The 18019-nt window shown below is 38.3% G+C and carries 18 protein-coding genes and 1 pseudogene; 7 read left to right on the forward strand and 12 right to left on the reverse strand.

Annotated features, from left to right (window positions below):
• Nucleotides 1–141 precede the first annotated feature (141 nt).
• The 5 genes from BIV20_RS13775 to BIV20_RS13795 are packed head-to-tail and all read right to left on the reverse strand — an operon-like array spanning nucleotide 142 to nucleotide 4047.
• Nucleotides 142–537, reverse strand: a complete 396-nt coding sequence (locus BIV20_RS13775) for a response regulator (RefSeq protein WP_083655219.1) — start codon at nucleotides 535–537, stop codon at nucleotides 142–144.
• 10 nt (nucleotides 538–547) lie between these two features.
• On the reverse strand, nucleotides 548–1489 hold the full coding sequence (locus BIV20_RS13780; protein ID WP_075721099.1) for a hypothetical protein: 942 nt from the start codon (nucleotides 1487–1489) through the stop codon (nucleotides 548–550).
• Nucleotides 1489–2484: a DnaB-like helicase C-terminal domain-containing protein gene (locus tag BIV20_RS13785; protein WP_158024934.1), complete on the reverse strand. Its 996-nt coding sequence runs from the start codon at nucleotides 2482–2484 to the stop codon at nucleotides 1489–1491. The genes BIV20_RS13780 and BIV20_RS13785 overlap by 1 nt, the downstream gene beginning before the upstream one ends.
• Nucleotides 2485–2525: 41 nt before the next feature.
• The gene (locus BIV20_RS13790; protein ID WP_242939849.1) at nucleotides 2526–3440 is read right to left on the reverse strand and encodes a nucleotidyl transferase AbiEii/AbiGii toxin family protein; all 915 of its coding nucleotides are present in this window, start codon (nucleotides 3438–3440) and stop codon (nucleotides 2526–2528) included.
• A complete protein-coding gene (locus BIV20_RS13795; RefSeq protein ID WP_075721096.1) occupies nucleotides 3424–4047 on the reverse strand; it encodes a DUF6088 family protein in 624 nt (207 codons plus the stop codon). The genes BIV20_RS13790 and BIV20_RS13795 overlap by 17 nt, the downstream gene beginning before the upstream one ends.
• Before the next feature lie 409 nt (nucleotides 4048–4456).
• On the opposite strand from BIV20_RS13795, the gene BIV20_RS13800 reads away from it, so the two are divergent.
• Genes BIV20_RS13800 through BIV20_RS13825 form a run of 6 tightly spaced genes read left to right on the forward strand, consistent with a single transcriptional unit; the run spans nucleotide 4457 to nucleotide 8048 of the window.
• Nucleotides 4457–5197 carry a hypothetical protein gene (locus tag BIV20_RS13800; RefSeq protein ID WP_075721095.1) on the forward strand — a complete coding sequence of 247 codons (741 nt, stop codon included), beginning with the start codon at nucleotides 4457–4459 and terminating at the stop codon, nucleotides 5195–5197.
• A gap of 26 nt (nucleotides 5198–5223) precedes the next feature.
• A complete protein-coding gene (locus BIV20_RS13805) occupies nucleotides 5224–5571 on the forward strand; it encodes a hypothetical protein (RefSeq protein WP_075721094.1) in 348 nt (115 codons plus the stop codon).
• Complete coding sequence (locus tag BIV20_RS13810; protein WP_075721093.1) at nucleotides 5546–5914, forward strand: hypothetical protein; 369 nt, start codon at nucleotides 5546–5548, stop codon at nucleotides 5912–5914. The genes BIV20_RS13805 and BIV20_RS13810 overlap by 26 nt, the downstream gene beginning before the upstream one ends.
• Nucleotides 5880–6458, forward strand: coding sequence for a ClpP family protease (locus BIV20_RS13815; RefSeq protein WP_075721092.1), 579 nt, complete (start codon nucleotides 5880–5882; stop codon nucleotides 6456–6458). Before BIV20_RS13810 ends, BIV20_RS13815 begins: the two co-directional genes overlap by 35 nt.
• Before the next feature lie 16 nt (nucleotides 6459–6474).
• Entirely contained in the window at nucleotides 6475–7728 is a 1254-nt protein-coding gene (locus BIV20_RS13820; protein ID WP_075721091.1) for a VirD4-like conjugal transfer protein, CD1115 family, read from the forward strand.
• Entirely contained in the window at nucleotides 7719–8048 is a 330-nt protein-coding gene (locus tag BIV20_RS13825) for a hypothetical protein (RefSeq protein WP_075721090.1), read from the forward strand. The genes BIV20_RS13820 and BIV20_RS13825 overlap by 10 nt, the downstream gene beginning before the upstream one ends.
• Before the next feature lie 178 nt (nucleotides 8049–8226).
• On the opposite strand, the gene BIV20_RS13830 is transcribed toward BIV20_RS13825, so the two are convergent.
• Entirely contained in the window at nucleotides 8227–9276 is a 1050-nt protein-coding gene (locus BIV20_RS13830) for a hypothetical protein (protein ID WP_075721089.1), read from the reverse strand.
• A gap of 168 nt (nucleotides 9277–9444) precedes the next feature.
• On the opposite strand from BIV20_RS13830, the pseudogene BIV20_RS13835 reads away from it, so the two are divergent.
• A pseudogene (locus BIV20_RS13835) lies at nucleotides 9445–10840 on the forward strand (transposase).
• Between the two features lie 714 nt (nucleotides 10841–11554).
• Here BIV20_RS13835 and BIV20_RS13840 read toward each other — a convergent pair.
• From BIV20_RS13840 to BIV20_RS13865, 6 genes are all read right to left on the reverse strand, one after another.
• Complete coding sequence (locus BIV20_RS13840) at nucleotides 11555–12598, reverse strand: hypothetical protein (RefSeq protein WP_330554324.1); 1044 nt, start codon at nucleotides 12596–12598, stop codon at nucleotides 11555–11557.
• Between the two features lie 161 nt (nucleotides 12599–12759).
• Nucleotides 12760–13233 (reverse strand): hypothetical protein, encoded by a 474-nt coding sequence (locus tag BIV20_RS13845; protein WP_330554325.1) that lies wholly within the window; start codon nucleotides 13231–13233, stop codon nucleotides 12760–12762.
• Nucleotides 13234–13467: 234 nt separating this feature from the next.
• Nucleotides 13468–14508, reverse strand: coding sequence for a hypothetical protein (locus BIV20_RS13850; RefSeq protein WP_330554326.1), 1041 nt, complete (start codon nucleotides 14506–14508; stop codon nucleotides 13468–13470).
• Nucleotides 14509–14582: 74 nt separating this feature from the next.
• Entirely contained in the window at nucleotides 14583–15953 is a 1371-nt protein-coding gene (locus BIV20_RS13855; protein ID WP_075722046.1) for a leucine-rich repeat domain-containing protein, read from the reverse strand.
• 217 nt (nucleotides 15954–16170) lie between these two features.
• Nucleotides 16171–17208, reverse strand: coding sequence for a hypothetical protein (locus tag BIV20_RS13860; protein WP_330554327.1), 1038 nt, complete (start codon nucleotides 17206–17208; stop codon nucleotides 16171–16173).
• 161 nt (nucleotides 17209–17369) lie between these two features.
• Nucleotides 17370–17843 (reverse strand): hypothetical protein, encoded by a 474-nt coding sequence (locus BIV20_RS13865; protein WP_330554325.1) that lies wholly within the window; start codon nucleotides 17841–17843, stop codon nucleotides 17370–17372.
• Nucleotides 17844–18019 lie beyond the last annotated feature (176 nt).

Below are 18019 nucleotides of genomic sequence, written 5' to 3' on the forward strand. Positions count from 1 at the left end.
AATTTTCTCCTTTCCGTTGCTGACTTCATCCTAACAAAAAGGCATAAAAAACAACAGCAAGTGGTAGTTGAGTTGGACTCAAGTGGTGCTTGAGTTGCAGTACCTATATAAACCAAAAGCTGAAAACTCGTTTAAAAGTTTTCAGCTCAATCTATTTAATACGTCTCTAAAGTCAAACTCTAAATCTCGACTCTTATTGTACCATACACTTCCCAAAATCTCAGGAACATTATATTTTATCGAGGAACAAACAATCACAGGAATTTCTATTTTTTCTTTATTCAGTCGTTCGATTAATTTAAATCCGGCCTCTTCATCAATACTATTCCCTCTAGATAATGGATAGCACATATCTGTGACAATCAAATCTATCTTTGCTTCCATATTTTCACTTTTGTAAATTTCTTTCCAAGCGTCTTCCTGATTATTCACAGTCAAAATATTCGTAATCCCGCTAAATGCAAGTGCCTTACGGATATCATTCGCCTTAAAAACATCATCATCAATCACTAAAACTTGTATTTTTGATAAATTCATAACTAGTCTCCTAAAAACAATTCCACGGATTTTCTATCTCTCCAACAATCTGTACTCCGGTTATACGATTATAATCCCCTCTGACCTCTTCATAACCTTCTATATATCCAATAGCGCAGTAATAATCCAAAATTTTCTTAACCGTTTCATGCACATTGTGTATTTTACGTTTCCAATATAACTCTGATTTCGTTTTTGTATCATATACTCCAATCGTTGGCAACAAACCAACGTCTTTTCTTTCTTTATGTGACCTTCTCACATATATAATACTTCTGTCCCTTTTTATGATATTATTATTGGTTTTTCTCTCACTATTCACACGCATAATTTCAATCCGGCGAATTAAATACCTTTTTATTAAAATATTCTCTTTTGTATTAGATATTTTCTCTTCTGAAGAATCCTCACAAGAAAGCAGATTTATAGGAAATGAAATCATCTGTGTATTCAATTCCGTATATCTATACAACGGCATTAATACCTCTAACGGTAAATCCTTTTTCAGTTCATAACACTTAGCCTTTTCGTGCCATGTTGCCAAAAGATATTTGCCTTCCAACTCATACGCATTCTCTCCATCAAACTTTTGTTTTCTTGCCCGAAATTCTTCTTCACACTCAATCATAATTTCTGTTTTCCGGAGTTTATTAATACTATCTATAATATCCTTTTTCTTTTGAGCTGTTATCGTCTGTTTATAATCTCCCGACATTGTTCTCAGCACCTGTCCCGGAGTAAAAGTTGAATACCCATTCCTATATAATGTATAAACGGCATCAGCCACATCACAATCAAAACAGGAAAGTGTTTTTGTTATTGCAAAAGTATTTTCCATCTTTTTGTTGGTTCCTCCAACATTGATTCTATTACAGCTCCCACAAAGGTCATCACGTTCACGAATCGTATTTGCAATCTTGGTATTGCTACAATATTCTACCTCTATTATCATTATGAAATCCTCCGTTCCGGCAAATCACTTAATGATGATTTTTTCTTTTTTTCCACTTCTTTTTCTTGAAAACAATCATGTTCCGCATAATAATCAAACTTTACAGCGGCTTCACTACCACTGTTTCCATAACGTTGCTTTAATACAACAATTTCCACTTCTCGCGGTGATTTACTCTTTTCCTTGTCGATGTTAATCTTGCCATCACTCCTGCCTTTTGTGCAAAACTGTAACGCAAGAACTACGTCTGCAGAATATTCAATACTTCCTGATTCTTTCAAATCCTGAAGTTGCACAGACTTCTCATAACTAGCTCGGCTCAAAGAACTAATCAGAAGAATCGGAACTTTTTCAGTATTTGCCAAGGCAGTCATCTGGCGTATACTTTCATCTACGTTCTGTTTATCACTTGCTCTAAAATTTTCACTCTCCGGCGTAAGAATCTGAAGATAATCTACGATTACCACAGGAACCTTATTTTCATTTTTAATAAATTCTTTTACTATTTCCACTACTTTTTTCGCTGAAATACATTCTTCGCCACGTTCTATGATATAAAGATTACTATTATCCTTCTTTACTTTGGAACGTACTTTATCCACAATCTTCCAATCTATTTTTCCTATATTATCATAATTTGTCAATGTACTTGCCGTAATCTTACAGTTCTTATCATAACCACTTTCAATAAAAATTCGTCGGCTGATTGCCTTTGCAGCAATTCTCTCTCGCGGCATTTCCAATGAGAAGTAAATAACAGGCGTTCCCGCCTTTGATATTTTCTCCGCCATCTGTAAAGAAAATGTTGATTTTCCCAGTCCTGATACCGCACCTAAAACTGTCAATCCCGCACAGATTCCTCCACCAAGCATCTCATCCAGACTTGGAAATCCTGTTTTTAAATATGGTAAACAAATTTTTTTAATATTACTTTTGCTAAATAAAGCAATTGCCGAATCCAGTCCCTGGTATTGTTTTTCATTATTGTTATCCATCTTTTTCACTCCATAATTCACTGCAACATCCATTCTAATTTTTAAAACAACTCATGCATCACCTTGGAATAACACTGAAGAACCTCTTCATATCCAATATCATCACCTATTAATTTCATTGTAGAATTCTCATAATCCTTCAGATAAAACTCGGATTGTATCATTTTTTCTACTTGATAAACAATATCTACATCTGCTCTCGCCGATGGTGTTATTTTTATATCCATATTTGCCCTATGTTCTCTGACGTCTCGCATAAGATTATAAAATTTCTCATCTATTGTGATGTATGAATATAATTTATAAATATCATATAAATGTCTTGAATTTCTTGTTGGCTTTCCATTCATATAATAATCGCATACAGCAAACAACTTATCTATAAAAGTCCTTATAAGCGACTGCGTATTCATCATAAATGGTCCAAGACCATATTCCTTAATTATTTCTGGTTCTGTATCTTTTAAATTTTCATATATTATACTCGTAATCTCACGTTCTTCTGTGGGATACGAATAAGACATTAGCGCTGTTTCCAATTTTATATATGGTCTAAGCACATTTTCTCCGGATGTACTCATTGTATCATACAGAAAATCATAGTGATTATAATCCTTATTACTTTCAATCATATCCCAATTATCAATAGGCAATCCCAGTTTCTCGCTAATTGGTTTCAAAAGTTCATATTTAATCTTCTTTTTTCTAGCTACTCCAATATGTTCACAAAATGTAATATCGATATCTTCTGAAAAACGCTCTATTACATGATAAGCCTTCGAAAGAGATGTTCCACCTTTAAATACAACACCTGAATTACGTTTTGCTAATTCTTTAAGCAGTAACGTTACATAGTAATCCTTTTCGACGATATTTTCTTCTATTCCGCTTTTTTCTGAAACTGTAATAATAATATCTTGAAATAATTCTATATCTTCTTTATGCAAATACATCATCCAACCTCAATTCATAATAAAATTTAAATACATTCACCGGATATTCCCTAATATACAAATCCACATCTTCTCTTGTTATTCCATGAACATTAATGTATGTCCGAAATTTTTCTTTTGCATATGAATAATCCTCATCAAGATATGCATCCAGATTTTTCAGCAATTCTAACATCTGTAAAACATGTACATTCTCCTCTGTCACCTTTATATTCGCCCTTCTTACGATAAAGGTCCTCTTTCCAATCGGAATCTCCCTCACTTTTGCAGCAATGTTATTACTTACAATCTCAACCTTGTTTGGAACCTGTGTAGAAATACCAATCTGATTAGCAAAAAAATTGCCGGAATAGAATCCATCTATTCTGCCTCTTCTGGAAATATATTTGTATCTGGCAACCATATCTGCATTGATTCCTACTGTTCCATTAAGTTTGGACTTCTTTGGAATATAGTAAATACCATTCTCGTACTTCACTAGTTTTCCTTCATCACATAACTTCTTAAATTGTTGGTTAATCGCAGATCTCGTAATCCCTTCCAACTTTACATCCGAAAAAAATATAGGTTCTGCAACCTTATAGTTCTTTACTAAATATTCATATAGCATATCTACCACCTTTTTCTAAATATTTGTAACCGCTTTGTTTATATTTATTAAGTATAGCATATTCCTTATTATAATGTTTGTCAATACAAATAAATTATACACTAATAACGCAATGTAAAATCAGTAACTATTCAATGAATCTTTATGATATTTTCAGTGAAAACAAGTATACACATTTTTAGTATATTTACTATAATTCAAAGAAAAACAAGCACTCATCATCCCCCTTATGATAGTATACATTTAAGTATACTATATCAATGATACAAAGGAATATAAACGAAAAATTCAAATGAAACTGAAATAAATTTCATCTTTTCTTAAAGGAAAATTTGATACGCGCACTGACGTGCGTCGGTTGTTTTTAGGAAACATAATAACTATACACAAAGGAAAGGAGCATACACGTATGAAACGAATACTTACCAATTACGACGATGTCAGTTATGACAACGAACTTTACTCTTATGACCAAAATTGGATTCGTCATATCTGTAAACTTCCATCGTTCATCCAAGGTAACTATCAACTGTATATGGATGTATGGTTCAAAAACATGGACGTCCTATTTCCTGTAGAATCCATGACAGATGAAACAGCCGCTTATTACGTAGAAAATGGCTCTCGAATGAATCTTCTAATATGTAAAAATGACAGAGCCGTGCTCGGAGTAAAGTTCTACGAAGATGAAGAAGAACGCGCTTTGCATATGCAAATTTGCACTTCTTATCTAAAAAGCTTTCCTGTCATGCAATTTCCCTGGAGTGCTTATTTCGGAAATGCAACATATGTTCCAATTATTCTGGAAATGATAGAAAAAAAATTAGCGACAGATATTCTGTATCCTGCGAAAGCTAAGATTCTATTTCGAACATTTCCCATTGATACAAGCGGAACAGAAGCTATTGCTTACGCAAAGGCACACCTTCTAACGCAATCAGTAACAACAACTTCTCCGCCAAAGTATGTTTATCGTCCATCACAATATGGTTGTGAGTATGGTATCGTCGCCAGCTACTGTGCTAAAAGTAAATATCCCGAAATACGAACTACCAAAAATGGTAAAGCTGAACTAGCGCGAAGTCTGTCATATCAAAACAGAAGGATAGATATTGAGAAAGAGATTCCAAAAGAAATATCTAAATCTTAATACCAACTTAGAAAGGAAGGATTCAATTGAAATATCCAACAACACTTGAGAAGAAACTAGAACGCCTTCAGAAAGGATTTCCCTGCGAAGATTCCTATGCAATAGCTGAAGTCGAAAAATCTGCAAATATTACATTAGAAACTTATTTTGCACAATGTCCCGAAAAACTGGAACAGTTAAAGGAAATCATCTCCATTTCGACTGACAATATGGGAACTCTAACTTATATGGACGCAGCAATGCTGATAAATCAAGAATTGCTATTCGGAAACCGCCAAAAAGGACTGGACATGCTTTCTCTTTTAACAGAACCATTACATCACGAATATAACAGGAGGGTCAAACTACATGAAAAAGCAAAAAATACCGTTTGAAGAAAGAATTTCTACAGAATGTTCTACGATTAACGAACTTTTTCCGATTGCCGGAATATCAATCACTTACTATTTTACAGGTGCTATTCTGCTTGCCAAAAGCAGATATCTGACCTGGACATATCATCGAAAAATAGCAGATTTTCAAGAGCAAATTGACTTAGTCAATGCTATAGAAGAAGCACTCTGGTATGTCCATTCCCAAGACGAAATAGAGCAAAACACCGGATATGAAGCCCTGTATTACCTAATGATTCAGCCCTTTGTAGAAATCTACCATTCCCAAAAAGAAAGAGAGGAAAACGAAAATGTATACACCAATGATATTAAAAGAAACCTGTAACGGAGTATCCTGCTATAACATCCAGGACGAAATGCTATCTCACAGAGAAATTGAATGTGTAGGAGAGATAAACGCAGAATCTGTTAATTCTATTATTATGCAAATTTTATTTCTGGCTCGCCAGGATGAAGAAAAAGAAATCACCATCTATATTAACAGTCCGGGTGGCGAAGTATCCAGTGGCCTTGCCTTATATGACATTATGCAGGCTGTAAAATGCCCGATTCGCACTGTCTGTGTAGGAATTGCAGCAAGTATGGGAGCAATCCTTTTTGCTGCCGGTGATAAACGTGATATTCTTCCACATGCAAGAGTAATGATACACGATCCGCTGATTTCCGGTGGAGTGGGTGGAAACGCTCTACATATCAAGAGTTTAAGTGAAGACCTGATGCGTACAAGAGAAATCACAGGAAAAATACTGGCTGAACATACTAAAAAGCCAATCGAAGAAATTTACAAAAAAACAGCAACAGACAGTTACTTCTATGCAGAAGAAGCCGTAGCGTATGGACTGGCTGACCGTATCATCAAAACCATATAAAGAAAGGACGATTATTATGAATAAAAACACTTACAGAATCTTAGGAAAGAATGAAACCATCAGCAACAATACCTGGATAACAGGACTAAACAATAACGACTTAATCATCGGACCAAGTGGTGCCGGAAAAACGCGAAACTATGTAAAGCCCAATATCATGCAATGCAACGAAAGTCTTATCATTGCCGATACCAAGGGCAGTCTCTATGAAGAAGTAGGACCTGTACTGAAAAATAACGGTTACAAAGTCCTGCTGTTAAACTTCAATTCCATCAAAGATTCCTGTGGGTATAATCCATTCGATTATATCCACTATGATAAAAGAAGAAAAAAATATTCCGAACAAGATATCATGAAAATAGCTGCCTGTCTGGTTCCTATCAAGGATAAAAAGGAACCTTTCTGGGAGCAGGCAGCACAACTATATGTGACATCTATGATTGCATATATTCTGGAGTGTCTTCCAAAAAGACAGCACACCTTAGAATATGTCTACAAATTATATGCTGAGATGCACACAGGAAACTTCGACAAACTATTTTCAGAGCTTGAAAAAATCAATCCGAACAGCTATGCCATTCAATGTTACAAATTATTCCAAAATAATAAAAAAGCTGACAAAATGCATTCCAGTATTATCGGCATATTGAGTGAAAAATTAAACGGATTGATCTTCGATGATGCATTAGAAATGTATCGTAAAAAAGATAAAATTGATTTCACAGAGATGGGAAAGAGAAAAACCGCTGTGTTCCTGACAATTAGTGATACAGACCGTTCTATGGACAGAATGGCAAATCTATTCTATACACAAGCATTACAGGAACTGTGCAAAAGCGCAGATACAGATTATCCGGACCACAGACTTCCGATTCCGGTTCGTTTCATACTGGATGACTTTGCAACCAATGTGTATATTCCAGACTTTGATAAGATTATTTCTGTCATTCGTTCCAGGGAGGTCTCTGTCAGCATTATCCTGCAAAGCATCTCGCAACTTACCGGACTTTATGGAGAAGCAAACGCCATGACTATCATCAACAACTGCGACAACTGGATTTATCTTGGCGGACAGGATATTAATACAGCAAATATTATCAGTATCAAAGCAAATAAAGCCCAGAATACTATCTTAAATATGCCACTTAATCAGGTCTATCTCTTTACCCGTGGACAAGAGGCCAGAAGGGTAGAAAAATACAACCTGCGTGACCATGAAAAATATAATCAGCTTCCAGAAGCACGAAAGGAGTGTTCACCATGCACATAGAAGATTATAATAAAGACCTTACTGACCGGGAAGAAATTTCCTGGTCAGTATATAAAGGGGTTGGAACCGCTTACGGAATTCATCGTGAAATCGCGGCTGTAAAACTTGCGCTACAAGATTCGCTCATGATAGATGCACTAAAAACTCATGAAAATATTATGGTGCAGGTTATTGGAGATGTTTCACTTCTCGAATTTAACCATGCTATCGATTACATTCAGCAAATAGCCGGAAAAACCGTTGCTGCCTTTGGCGGATGTAATGATTGTTTCGGGAACCCAACCGACGGCATATGCGTTGTTATCACTGTGTATAGCTAATATTGTAAGATACTGAAGGAAAAAAGACCAATAATAAGATTTAAATGTAACTTTCTTACAATTATTTAAATTTTATTATTGGTCTTTTTTCTTTCAGTGATACTTTATTTACGTTTCATCTATATAATATTTAGAAAAGAATTTGGACAGCAAGCAAAGTGCCCACTGTCCGTTTTTCTTATTTATCTGGTTTTCCCAGTTCCGCAGGAGTGTGACGTTCTCCGCAACTGTCATCCGCACAGAAGTAGTAGTCGATGTACTGTTCCGTGACTGCTGGATGATGTACGGTTTCCGTAACCTGTTTTTCTACGGGTACGGTGTCGGTGTGACAACTACAGCCATATCCCATTACAGACATGTAAGCACCTTCGTTTGGTAAATCAGGTCTGTTTGCTTGCCATTCTGCCGTGATATCCCACGATGGGTCTTCGTTTGAAAAACAGTGTAATTCCCACTCCGTCACGGTCTTCGTCACGGTCTCGTCATAGGCTTCCTGTACGACTCTCGTTGCCCAGTGTGGTTGCCACTGATGCTGATGTGTTGGCTGAGCAGGCGTTGGAGTTGGAGTTGTGTTTGTCGGCATAGTGAATGTTCCTATCAAGTGACCATCTGTTGTGTCCATATTATAATAAGTCACTCCGTCTGTGATAAGTCCTCTGGCTACCATTCCGTTCCAGTGATAGAACACAATTCTTCCCCATGGGTCGTAGGAGAATCCATTATTCATAAGACTTCCATCCCAGTTTGCATATCCGTAGTCTGTTCCATTGGCGAACTGAAACCAGCCGTTCTGCTCCATTGCCCCGTTGGCGTTTAAATAATATACGTTATCTCCTACGAAGGTAATCTGGTCTTTGTAGAGATATCCGTTGGAATCAAAGTAACAGGTGTATCCTACACTTGGACAATACTGAAAGTTCGTGAATACTTCATGTCCATAAGAATCCAGATAGATGATATGTTCTCCGTCTGGATGGTAAGTGAGTTTATCCTTCATCGGAGTTCCGTCTGCCTGCAGGTAGTAGGTATATGCGCCGTCGAAGAAGAAGGCGTCTGTTACTAAGGTTCCGTTTGGCAGTGTGTAATGGGTTCCGTCCCAGTTCCCGCCTACTTTTGTGATATCGTAGTGTGGGACCGTTCTGCCGCCTTCTGCTGCGTACGTCTGGGTTGTTATTCCTGTGAATAGCAACGTGACGCTTAATATCATTGTTAATAATTTTCGCTTCATATGTTCTCTCCTTTTCTATTTTGTGTTATTTAGGCGTTTGCGAAACGCCAAAAGCCGCATAAATACAGCATTTTTTGTTGCCAAAATAAAATATCTCCTCAAGGTTTATGGTAAAATAGAATTGTCGAGAAACTAATCAACCATCCACCTGAAAGGAGATATACTCATATGATAACACATAAGCAGCTCACTTTGGCAGAAGTTTTTGAAGATTGTCAAAATAAATTTGACAATGACAAATATCAGTTTCTAATACTTCTTGATGAAGCCATTAACCTTGATGAAATTGTTCCTGTTTCTTTTGTGTCTCATTTTCACGCTCGTACCGGAAGACCTCGCAAACATCAGCTTTATCCTATGCTCAAAGCTCTTCTGATCCAGCGTATCTTCTCAATCCCGACTGATATGCTTCTGATTGTCTTTCTCAAATACTCTCAGGAATTGCGTGATTTCTGTGGATTTGATGTTGTTCCCGATGCCTCAAAATTCACTCGTTTTAAACAGGATTTCTTACTGGACTTACAATCTATGTTCGACCACTTGGTTGATCTGACCGAACCGATCTGCCAAAAGATTGATTCTGCTCTTGCATCCATGACCATCTTCGATACCTCCGGTATAGAAGCCTGGGTCGCTGAAAATAATCCCAAATATGCTAACCGTATTATCAAACAGCTGAAAGCCTTTAAAAAATCCCATAACCTTGATGATTCTTACGACCCTTATAAGGCTGCCTATGGTTCCATGCCTTCCCATGCTGCTTCTAATCAGGCTATCCAACAAATGTACATTAATGGACATTTCTGTTACGCTTACAAGTTTGGCATTATTACAAATGGGCTTGGCATTGTTCGTGATATCACTTTCTATAACAAAGACTTTCTGAATGCTCATCCTGATATCGTTGTGGAGAAAAAATCGGATTCTCCGGACGAAGATAAGTCACTCGCCGACTCAAAAGCATTACTTCCTGTTTTGATTGATTTCTTCCAGAAACATCCGCTTATTGAGCCAAAGACTTTTCTGGGCGATGCAGCCTTTGATACGATTGAAATCTACAAATCTCTTTTTGAAGAAATCGGATTTCAAAAAGCTTTCATTCCCCTTAGAGTAAAACTCTCCATGGAAGAAAACGGCTGCACATTCAACGAGAACGGCATTCCCTGTTGCCCTCACGATCCTTCACTCCCAATGAAAAGAGAAGGAAGTAAATCTCATTTAAAAAGCAAGATTCCAACCATGAAGTTTGTATGCCCCAAAATGAAATGGGAATACAATCCGGCAGATAAATCCAAACGTCGCGTCTGCCACTGCGATAACCCCTGTACAACTTCTTCCTGCGGACGAATGATCTACATCTATCCGGAGAAAAACCTCCGCGCGTATCCGGGTGTCGAACGCGGTTCCGCCGAATGGGATGAAACTTACAAAATCCGAGTCAATGTAGAGAAATCTATCAATCACTTTAAAGATAGTTTCTGTATTGCCGGACGTAAAACTCAAAATGAGAAAACGCTCCATGCAGATCTTCTTCTCGCCGGTATTACCCAGCTTGTTACTGTGATGGTTGCTGATAAAATACATAAACACCAGTATCTTAGAAGTTTGAAACCTCTCATCGCATAGGGCTTACCAATTCCATAAATCCATGGGATTTATTTCGTGTGCCAAAAAATACCTGGTATCCACTTTTCATACCAAGAATCCTGCATTGCAGGATTCTATCCTTGTATTCAATCAGGATTGCGAACTTGTTTCGCAATTACCTATTTGTGTTATTGATTTCTTCTTGTATCCGCCCGAACAGCGATAGCTGTTGTGCTGATAATTATGTTAAATGTTTTCATTTATGGGGATTTTTGTTGAAGATTGTCGTTTCATATGTTATATTTTTTTCTGGTACAATTTAGCAGAAAGCGGATGCGATTTTCCGATATCAGTTGCCCTCTAGTATTATGAAAGAGGGTGATGCTTATGACCACTATGGAAGTTTTAACTTTATTATTAGTTGTCTTTGCAGTATTGTCATACATTGATAATCGTTATGATAAAAAGAAATAGCATCCTCTACCGCCCAAAGTTTAGGATGCTATTTCTCTAATTTATTCTTTACTGAGGGTAATCGGAATATCGTTTTCCGATACCTTTCTGATTTGATTGTACCATCCCGGGCTTGATATTTCAAGTCCTTTTTATTTCATTTTTGTTCATAAATGGGGCGAAGTGACATTTTTGAGAGATAAGGACAGCAAGTCCGCAGGCTCACTGTCCGTTTTTCTTATTTATCTGGTTTTCCCAGTTCCGCAGGAGTGTGACGTTCTCCGCAACTGTCATCCGCGCAGAAGTAGTAGTCGATGTACTGTTCCGTGACTGCTGGATGATGTACGGTTTCCGTAACCTGTTTTTCTACGGGTACGGTGTCGGTGTGACAACTACAGCCATATCCCATTACAGACATGTAAGCACCTTCGTTTGGTAAATCAGGTCTGTTTGCTTGCCATTCTGCCGTGATATCCCACGATGGGTCTTCGTTTGAAAAACAGTGTAATTCCCACTCCGTCACGGTCTTCGTCACGGTCTCGTCATAGGCTTCCTGTACGACTCTCGTTGCCCAGTGTGGTTGCCACTGATGATTGTGGGTTGGCTGAGCAGGCGCTGGGGTTGGAGTTGTTGGCATAATGAAGGAACCTGTCAGGTGTCCGTCAGTTGTGTCCATATTATAATAAGTCACTCCGTCTGTGATAAGTCCTCTGGCTACCATTCCGTTCCAGTGATAGAACACAATTCTTCCCCATGGGTCATAGGAGAATCCGTTGTTCATGAGTGTGCCGTTCCAGTTAGCGTAACCGTAGTCTGCACCGTTTGCAAACTGAAACCAGCCGTTTTGCTCCATTGCCCCGTTGGCGTTTAAATAATATACGTTATCTCCTACGAAGGTAATCTGGTCTTTGTAAAGATATCCGTTGGAATCAAAGTAACAGGTATATCCTACACTTGGACAATACTGAAAGTTCGTGAATACTTCATGTCCGTAAGAATCCAGATAGATGATGTGTTCTCCGTCCGGATGGTAAGTGAGTTTATCCTTCATCGGAGTTCCGTCTGCCTGCAGGTAGTAGGTATATGCTCCGTCGAAGAAGAAGGCGTCTGTTACTAAGGTTCCGTCTGGCAGTGTGTAATGGGTTCCGTCCCAGTTCCCGCCTACTTTTGTGATATCGTAGTGTGGGACCGTTCTGCCGCCTTCTGCTGCGTGTGTTGGAATGGTTGTTCCTGTAAATAGTAATGCAACGCTTAGCATGATTGTCAATAATTTTCGTTTCATAAGGATGCTCCCTTCTGCCTTTTATTTTTCTGACTATCTGGAATTCTCTTCCAATTTCTCTCTGTTTTGATTGTATTAGCAAAGGTTTGATAAATCAAGTCCTTTTTACTTTGTACCTTCATTTTTCCATAACAAAATGCGTCTCTCCATCATACTTCTCCCTACCGCTTAACTCTCCCTATTTTCCACATAATAGCAAGTACACTGCCTATGCCGGCAATAATGGCTCCAACAATTATCAGATATGGTCCTGCACCAAAACTTCCTATTCCATGAGCCACATTTTTTACCTGGGACATATCAAAAACAGTTATCCCCACACCAAGAACCGCCGGTATTAGACCAAACTTCTGTAAATTCGTAACCGCCAACACAACTGCGGCAATAGCCAATATAATTATAAGAATTCCATCTCCTACGCCGTCTCCCATACCATTTACATACGAAATGCTCTGGGAACGAACGCTATAGAATGGCATGAAACTGGCAATAAACATAATAGCCGCGCCAATTATAACCAATAATTTCGTTTTCTTCCTTTGCTCCATAACATTCTGTTCTGCTCCTGTAACTGCCTGACAGTTGCAGGCTTCTCCTTCTTTCAGTTCTTTTCCACATTTCATACAATATGACATTTTTTGTTCCTCCTTGGATATTATTTTTTTGTTTTGTACCTCTATGACAATGTAAGTTTTTAAAAAGTTTTAAAAACTTAAAATTTTTTTGAAAATTTTATTATACACCTTATTTTTCCATTAAATAATATCATGTTGTGACTATCTCCACAATATTTATTTTTTCGCAACACACATAACAAAAGTGATACAAAAAATTGGACAGCAAGTCCGCAGGCTCACTGTCCGTTTTTCTTATTTATCTGGTTTTCCCAGTTCCGCAGGAGTGTGACGTTCTCCGCAACTGTCATCCGCGCAGAAGTAGTAGTCGATGTACTGTTCGGTAACAGCGTCGTGATGAACGGTTTCTGTTACGGTTTTCTGCACGGGGACCATGTCGTTGTGACACCCCATGATACCGTTCCATCGCATCCATTCTCCAAATGACATTGTTGCGGAGTCAGGGTCATTTCTGTACGCAATGGTCAAGTCTTTGTTCGTACCGTTTTCGAATGTGTGTTCTTCATATTCCGTAACGGTTTTTGTTACTTCTTCGTCGTATGCTTCTTTCACAACCCTTGTTGCATAGTGTGGCATCCACTGATGTTCGTGGGTTGGCTGAGCAGGTGCTGGGGTTGGAGTTGTTGGCATAATGAAGGAACCTATTAAATGTCCATCAGTTGTGTCCATATTATAATAAGTCACTCCGTCTGTGATAAGTCCTCTGGCTACCATTCCATTCCAATGATAGAATACCACTCTTCCCCACGGGTCGTAGGAGAATCCGTTATTCATAAGTGTGCCGTTCCAGTTGGCGTAACCGTAGTCCATTCCATTGGCGAACTGAAACCAGCCGTTCTGCTCCATTGCCCCGTTGGCGTTTAAATAATATACGTTATCTCCTACGAAGGTAATCTGGTCTTTGTAAAGATATCCGTTGGAATCAAAGTAACAGGTGTAACCTACACTTGGACAATACTGGAAGTTCGTGAATACTTCATGTCCGTAAGAATCCAGATAGATGATGTGTTCTCCGTCCGGATGGTAAGTGAGTTTATCCTTCATCGGAGTTCCGTCTGCCTGCAGGTAATAGGTATATGCTCCGTCGAAGAAGAAGGCATCTGTTACTAAGGTTCCGTTTGGCAGTGTGTAATGAGTTCCGTCCCAGTTCCCGCCCACTTTTGTGATATCGTAGTGTGGGACTGTTCTGCCACCTTCTGCTGCGTATGTCTGTGTTGTCATTCCTGTAAATAGCAACGTGACGCTTAATATAACTGTTAGTATTTTTCTTTTCATAACGATTCCCTCTTCAGTCACGGTGCTTCAATAGCACCGTAACTGTTATATATAACTTTTATATTCTATAACTATTATTCTGCGTTCGTAAATCCATAGCACTGCTGATCCACCAAATTACCTGATGCATCATACAAATTAAACAATGTCCAATAATATCCCGGTACCGGTTTCCAGGTTGTCCACAAGGTTGTATCCTGGGTTCCACACTTTCCTGTGCTATAAATCCATGCGTCTTTTCCTTGCATATACAAATTACAATCCAAAATCTGCATTTCGTAATAATATCCCGGATTATTAAAACTCTGGATACCAATCAGATAGCCATTTCCATTTGGATCCGGCATCTGACAAATTGCCTTGATTGCATGACGATAATTAACACCAACTGTTGCATTAAATGTTTTTCCTGCACCATCTTTTACTTCACAGTAAACCAAATAATCTCCACTGGTAGTTGGTCTATAGTGAATTCCATAATCACTTGACCAGTCACTTGCCTGAATCCACTGTCCATTTTTCACATCATATACTAACCAACGATATAATAATGGTGCAGCATTCGCTCCTTCATTCACAACAGCTCCACCCTCAATCAATCCGTTTTCATACTGCCAGATATAAATTCCTACAGAATCCAGTAATGGAACAAATGGTAATTTATGGCTTTTTGCAAATTTTTCTGCTGGGGATCCAACATAACCATATATGGTTACTGCATTACTATCGTAAAAAGCATAATCATAATTAAGAAATAAATTGTATGTAGATTCACACCGGAAAGTTGTCAACGACGGATTACCTCTAAAACAAAATGCCCCAATACAAGTTACACTTTTGGGTATTGTAATCTCTTTTAAAGATGTGCAGTATTCGAAAGCCCCTGTACCGAGCACTGTTACCGTATCCGGTATCACAACAGAGGTAAGTTCACCACAACTAGCAAATGCCGACTGCCCTATTGTAATCAACCCAGTTGGTAATTCTACACTATTAAGAGAATCGCAGTCATAAAAAGCTTGGTATCTCAAGGACTGTACCTTTGACCCCTGTTCGAATCTCACCGATGTAATGTTGTCATTGTTTTTAAAAGCATTGTCCCCAATTGCAGTCGCTTTTGCCGGAATCACTATGTCAAATGCATCACCCTGATATCCGACAATTACGGTTCCATTCCATTTAAATCCTGCTTCGTCTACCACTATATCTGCTGCTTTTTCCTCACTGATTACTTCCATTTCAGTTGTATTTTCTTCAGCTATATCCGTATTTTGCGTTGTTTCCTCCTCAATAACTGACGCTTCATTTGTAGTGGAATCTTCCGCAGCCATAACCTCTGCCGGAAACGCAGTGAATACAACTGCTGTACATAATAATGCTGCTATTTTCTTCATAATATTCTCCTTTCCTTTTTCATAATTATTCTTTCGCATTTTCTTTCTCATATTGCTCTCCTTTCCTTTCGCTTCACTCAAGGTTCAAAATAGTATATAAAACCTTGAATTTACTAAGTTTCTTTTTATATTTCATACTACAGCTGTTGTCTACACACTAATAATAGTCGATGTACTCTTCGGTCATTGCATCATTATGCACAATTTCAGTAACTTGTTTTTCGACCAAAGCCGTATCGTTGTGTGCACCTTTTTGGGAAATATACCTTTATGGTTCTATTATTTCACCACAATCCAGACAGTAATAGTAGTCAATATATTCTTCTGTTATTGCATCGTGTTGTATGATTTCCGTTACTGTTTTTGTAACAGGAATTTGAATATGATGAAAATTCCCTTGATAACCCGTTGTTTCAGTTAGGTATATGATGTATTCCATGATGTTCGGCAAGTCAGGTCTTTTCATTTGCCACTCTATCGTTAAGTCACGAGAAGGGTCATCATCGTCTATTACATGGTCTTCGTATTCTGTCACTGTTTTTGTTACGGTTTCTGTCCACGCTTCCTGTAATACTCTTGTCGCCCAGTGTGCTATTACGTTGTGTACGCATGCTGATGGTGGTGTCGGCTGAGCCGGCGTTGGAGTTGAATTTGTTGATACGGGGAAGGAACCTATTAAATGCCCGTCTGTCGTATCCATGCTGTAATAGTTTACTCCGTCTGTGATGAGTCCTCTGGCTACCATTCCGTTCCAGTGATAGAATACAACTCTTCCCCATGGGTCGTATGAGAATCCGTTGTTCATGAGTGTGCCGTTCCAGTTGGCGTAACCGTAATCTGCACCATTTGCAAACTGAAACCAGCCGTTTTGCTCCATTGCCCCGTTGGCGTTTAGATAGTATACGTTATCCCCGACGAAGGTAATCTGGTCTTTGTAGAGATATCCGTTGGAATCAAAGTAACAGGTGTATCCTACACTTGGACAATACTGAAAGTTCGTGAATACTTCATGTCCGTAAGAATCCAGATAGATGATATGCTCTCCGTCCGGATGGTAAGTAAGTTTATCCTTCATCGGGGTTCCGTCTGCCTGCAGATAGTAGGTATATGCTCCGTCGAAGAAGAAGGCATCTGTTACTAAGGTTCCGTCTTGCAATGTGTAATGGGTTCCGTCCCAGTTCCCGCCCACTTTTGTAAGGTTATAGTGGGGAACGGTTCTGCCACCTTCTGCTGCGTGTGTTGGGGTTGTCATTCCTGTGAATAGCAGTGTGATGCTTAATATTATTGTTAATAATTTTCGTTTCATAAGGATGCTCCCTTCTGCCTTTTATTTTTCTGACTATCTGGAATTCTCTTCCAATTTCTCTCTGTTTTGATTGTATTAGCAAAGGTTTGATAAATCAAGTCCTTTTTACTTTGTACCTTCATTTTTCCATAACAAAATGCGTCTCTCCATCATACTTCTCCCTACCGCTTAACTCTCCCTATTTTCCACATAATAGCAAGTACACTGCCTATGCCGGCAATAATGGCTCCAACAATTATCAGATATGGTCCTGCACCAAAACTTCCTATTCCATGAGCCACATTTTTTACCTGGGACATATCAAAAACAGTTATCCCCACACCAAGAACCGCCGGTATTAGACCAAACTTCTGTAAATTCGTAACCGCCAACACAACTGCGGCAATAGCCAATATAATTATAAGAATTCCATCTCCTACGCCGTCTCCCATACCATTTACATACGAAATGCTCTGGGAACGAACGCTATAGAATGGCATGAAACTGGCAATAAACATAATAGCCGCGCCAATTATAACCAATAATTTCGTTTTCTTCCTTTGCTCCATAACATTCTGTTCTGCTCCTGTAACTGCCTGACAGTTGCAGGCTTCTCCTTCTTTCAGTTCTTTTCCACATTTCATACAATATGACATTTTTTGTTCCTCCTTGGATATTATTTTTTTGTTTTGTACCTCTATGACAATGTAAGTTTTTAAAAAGTTTTAAAAACTTAAAATTTTTTTGAAAATTTTATTATACACCTTATTTTTCCATTAAATCATAGCATATTGTGACTATCTCCACAATATTTATTTTTTCGCAACACACA

Origin of the sequence: Roseburia sp. 499 (assembly GCF_001940225.2) — a bacterium.
Taxonomy (GTDB): domain Bacteria; phylum Bacillota; class Clostridia; order Lachnospirales; family Lachnospiraceae; genus Petralouisia.

Coding starts and splice junctions, on each gene's coding strand:
- BIV20_RS13810 (WP_075721093.1), top strand. CDS start 5,546: ATGAAAAAGCAAAAAATACCGTTTGAAGAAAGAATTTCTACAGAATGT.
- BIV20_RS13840 (WP_330554324.1), bottom strand. CDS start 12,598: ATGAAACGAAAATTATTGACAATCATGCTAAGCGTTGCATTACTATTT.
- BIV20_RS13780 (WP_075721099.1), bottom strand. CDS start 1,489: ATGATAATAGAGGTAGAATATTGTAGCAATACCAAGATTGCAAATACG.
- BIV20_RS13815 (WP_075721092.1), top strand. CDS start 5,880: ATGTATACACCAATGATATTAAAAGAAACCTGTAACGGAGTATCCTGC.
- BIV20_RS13855 (WP_075722046.1), bottom strand. CDS start 15,953: ATGAGAAAGAAAATGCGAAAGAATAATTATGAAAAAGGAAAGGAGAAT.
- BIV20_RS13850 (WP_330554326.1), bottom strand. CDS start 14,508: ATGAAAAGAAAAATACTAACAGTTATATTAAGCGTCACGTTGCTATTT.
- BIV20_RS13825 (WP_075721090.1), top strand. CDS start 7,719: ATGCACATAGAAGATTATAATAAAGACCTTACTGACCGGGAAGAAATT.
- BIV20_RS13790 (WP_242939849.1), bottom strand. CDS start 3,440: ATGATGTATTTGCATAAAGAAGATATAGAATTATTTCAAGATATTATT.
- BIV20_RS13820 (WP_075721091.1), top strand. CDS start 6,475: ATGAATAAAAACACTTACAGAATCTTAGGAAAGAATGAAACCATCAGC.
- BIV20_RS13860 (WP_330554327.1), bottom strand. CDS start 17,208: ATGAAACGAAAATTATTAACAATAATATTAAGCATCACACTGCTATTC.
- BIV20_RS13865 (WP_330554325.1), bottom strand. CDS start 17,843: ATGTCATATTGTATGAAATGTGGAAAAGAACTGAAAGAAGGAGAAGCC.
- BIV20_RS13845 (WP_330554325.1), bottom strand. CDS start 13,233: ATGTCATATTGTATGAAATGTGGAAAAGAACTGAAAGAAGGAGAAGCC.
- BIV20_RS13830 (WP_075721089.1), bottom strand. CDS start 9,276: ATGAAGCGAAAATTATTAACAATGATATTAAGCGTCACGTTGCTATTC.
- BIV20_RS13775 (WP_083655219.1), bottom strand. CDS start 537: ATGAATTTATCAAAAATACAAGTTTTAGTGATTGATGATGATGTTTTT.
- BIV20_RS13795 (WP_075721096.1), bottom strand. CDS start 4,047: ATGCTATATGAATATTTAGTAAAGAACTATAAGGTTGCAGAACCTATA.
- BIV20_RS13785 (WP_158024934.1), bottom strand. CDS start 2,484: ATGGATAACAATAATGAAAAACAATACCAGGGACTGGATTCGGCAATT.
- BIV20_RS13800 (WP_075721095.1), top strand. CDS start 4,457: ATGAAACGAATACTTACCAATTACGACGATGTCAGTTATGACAACGAA.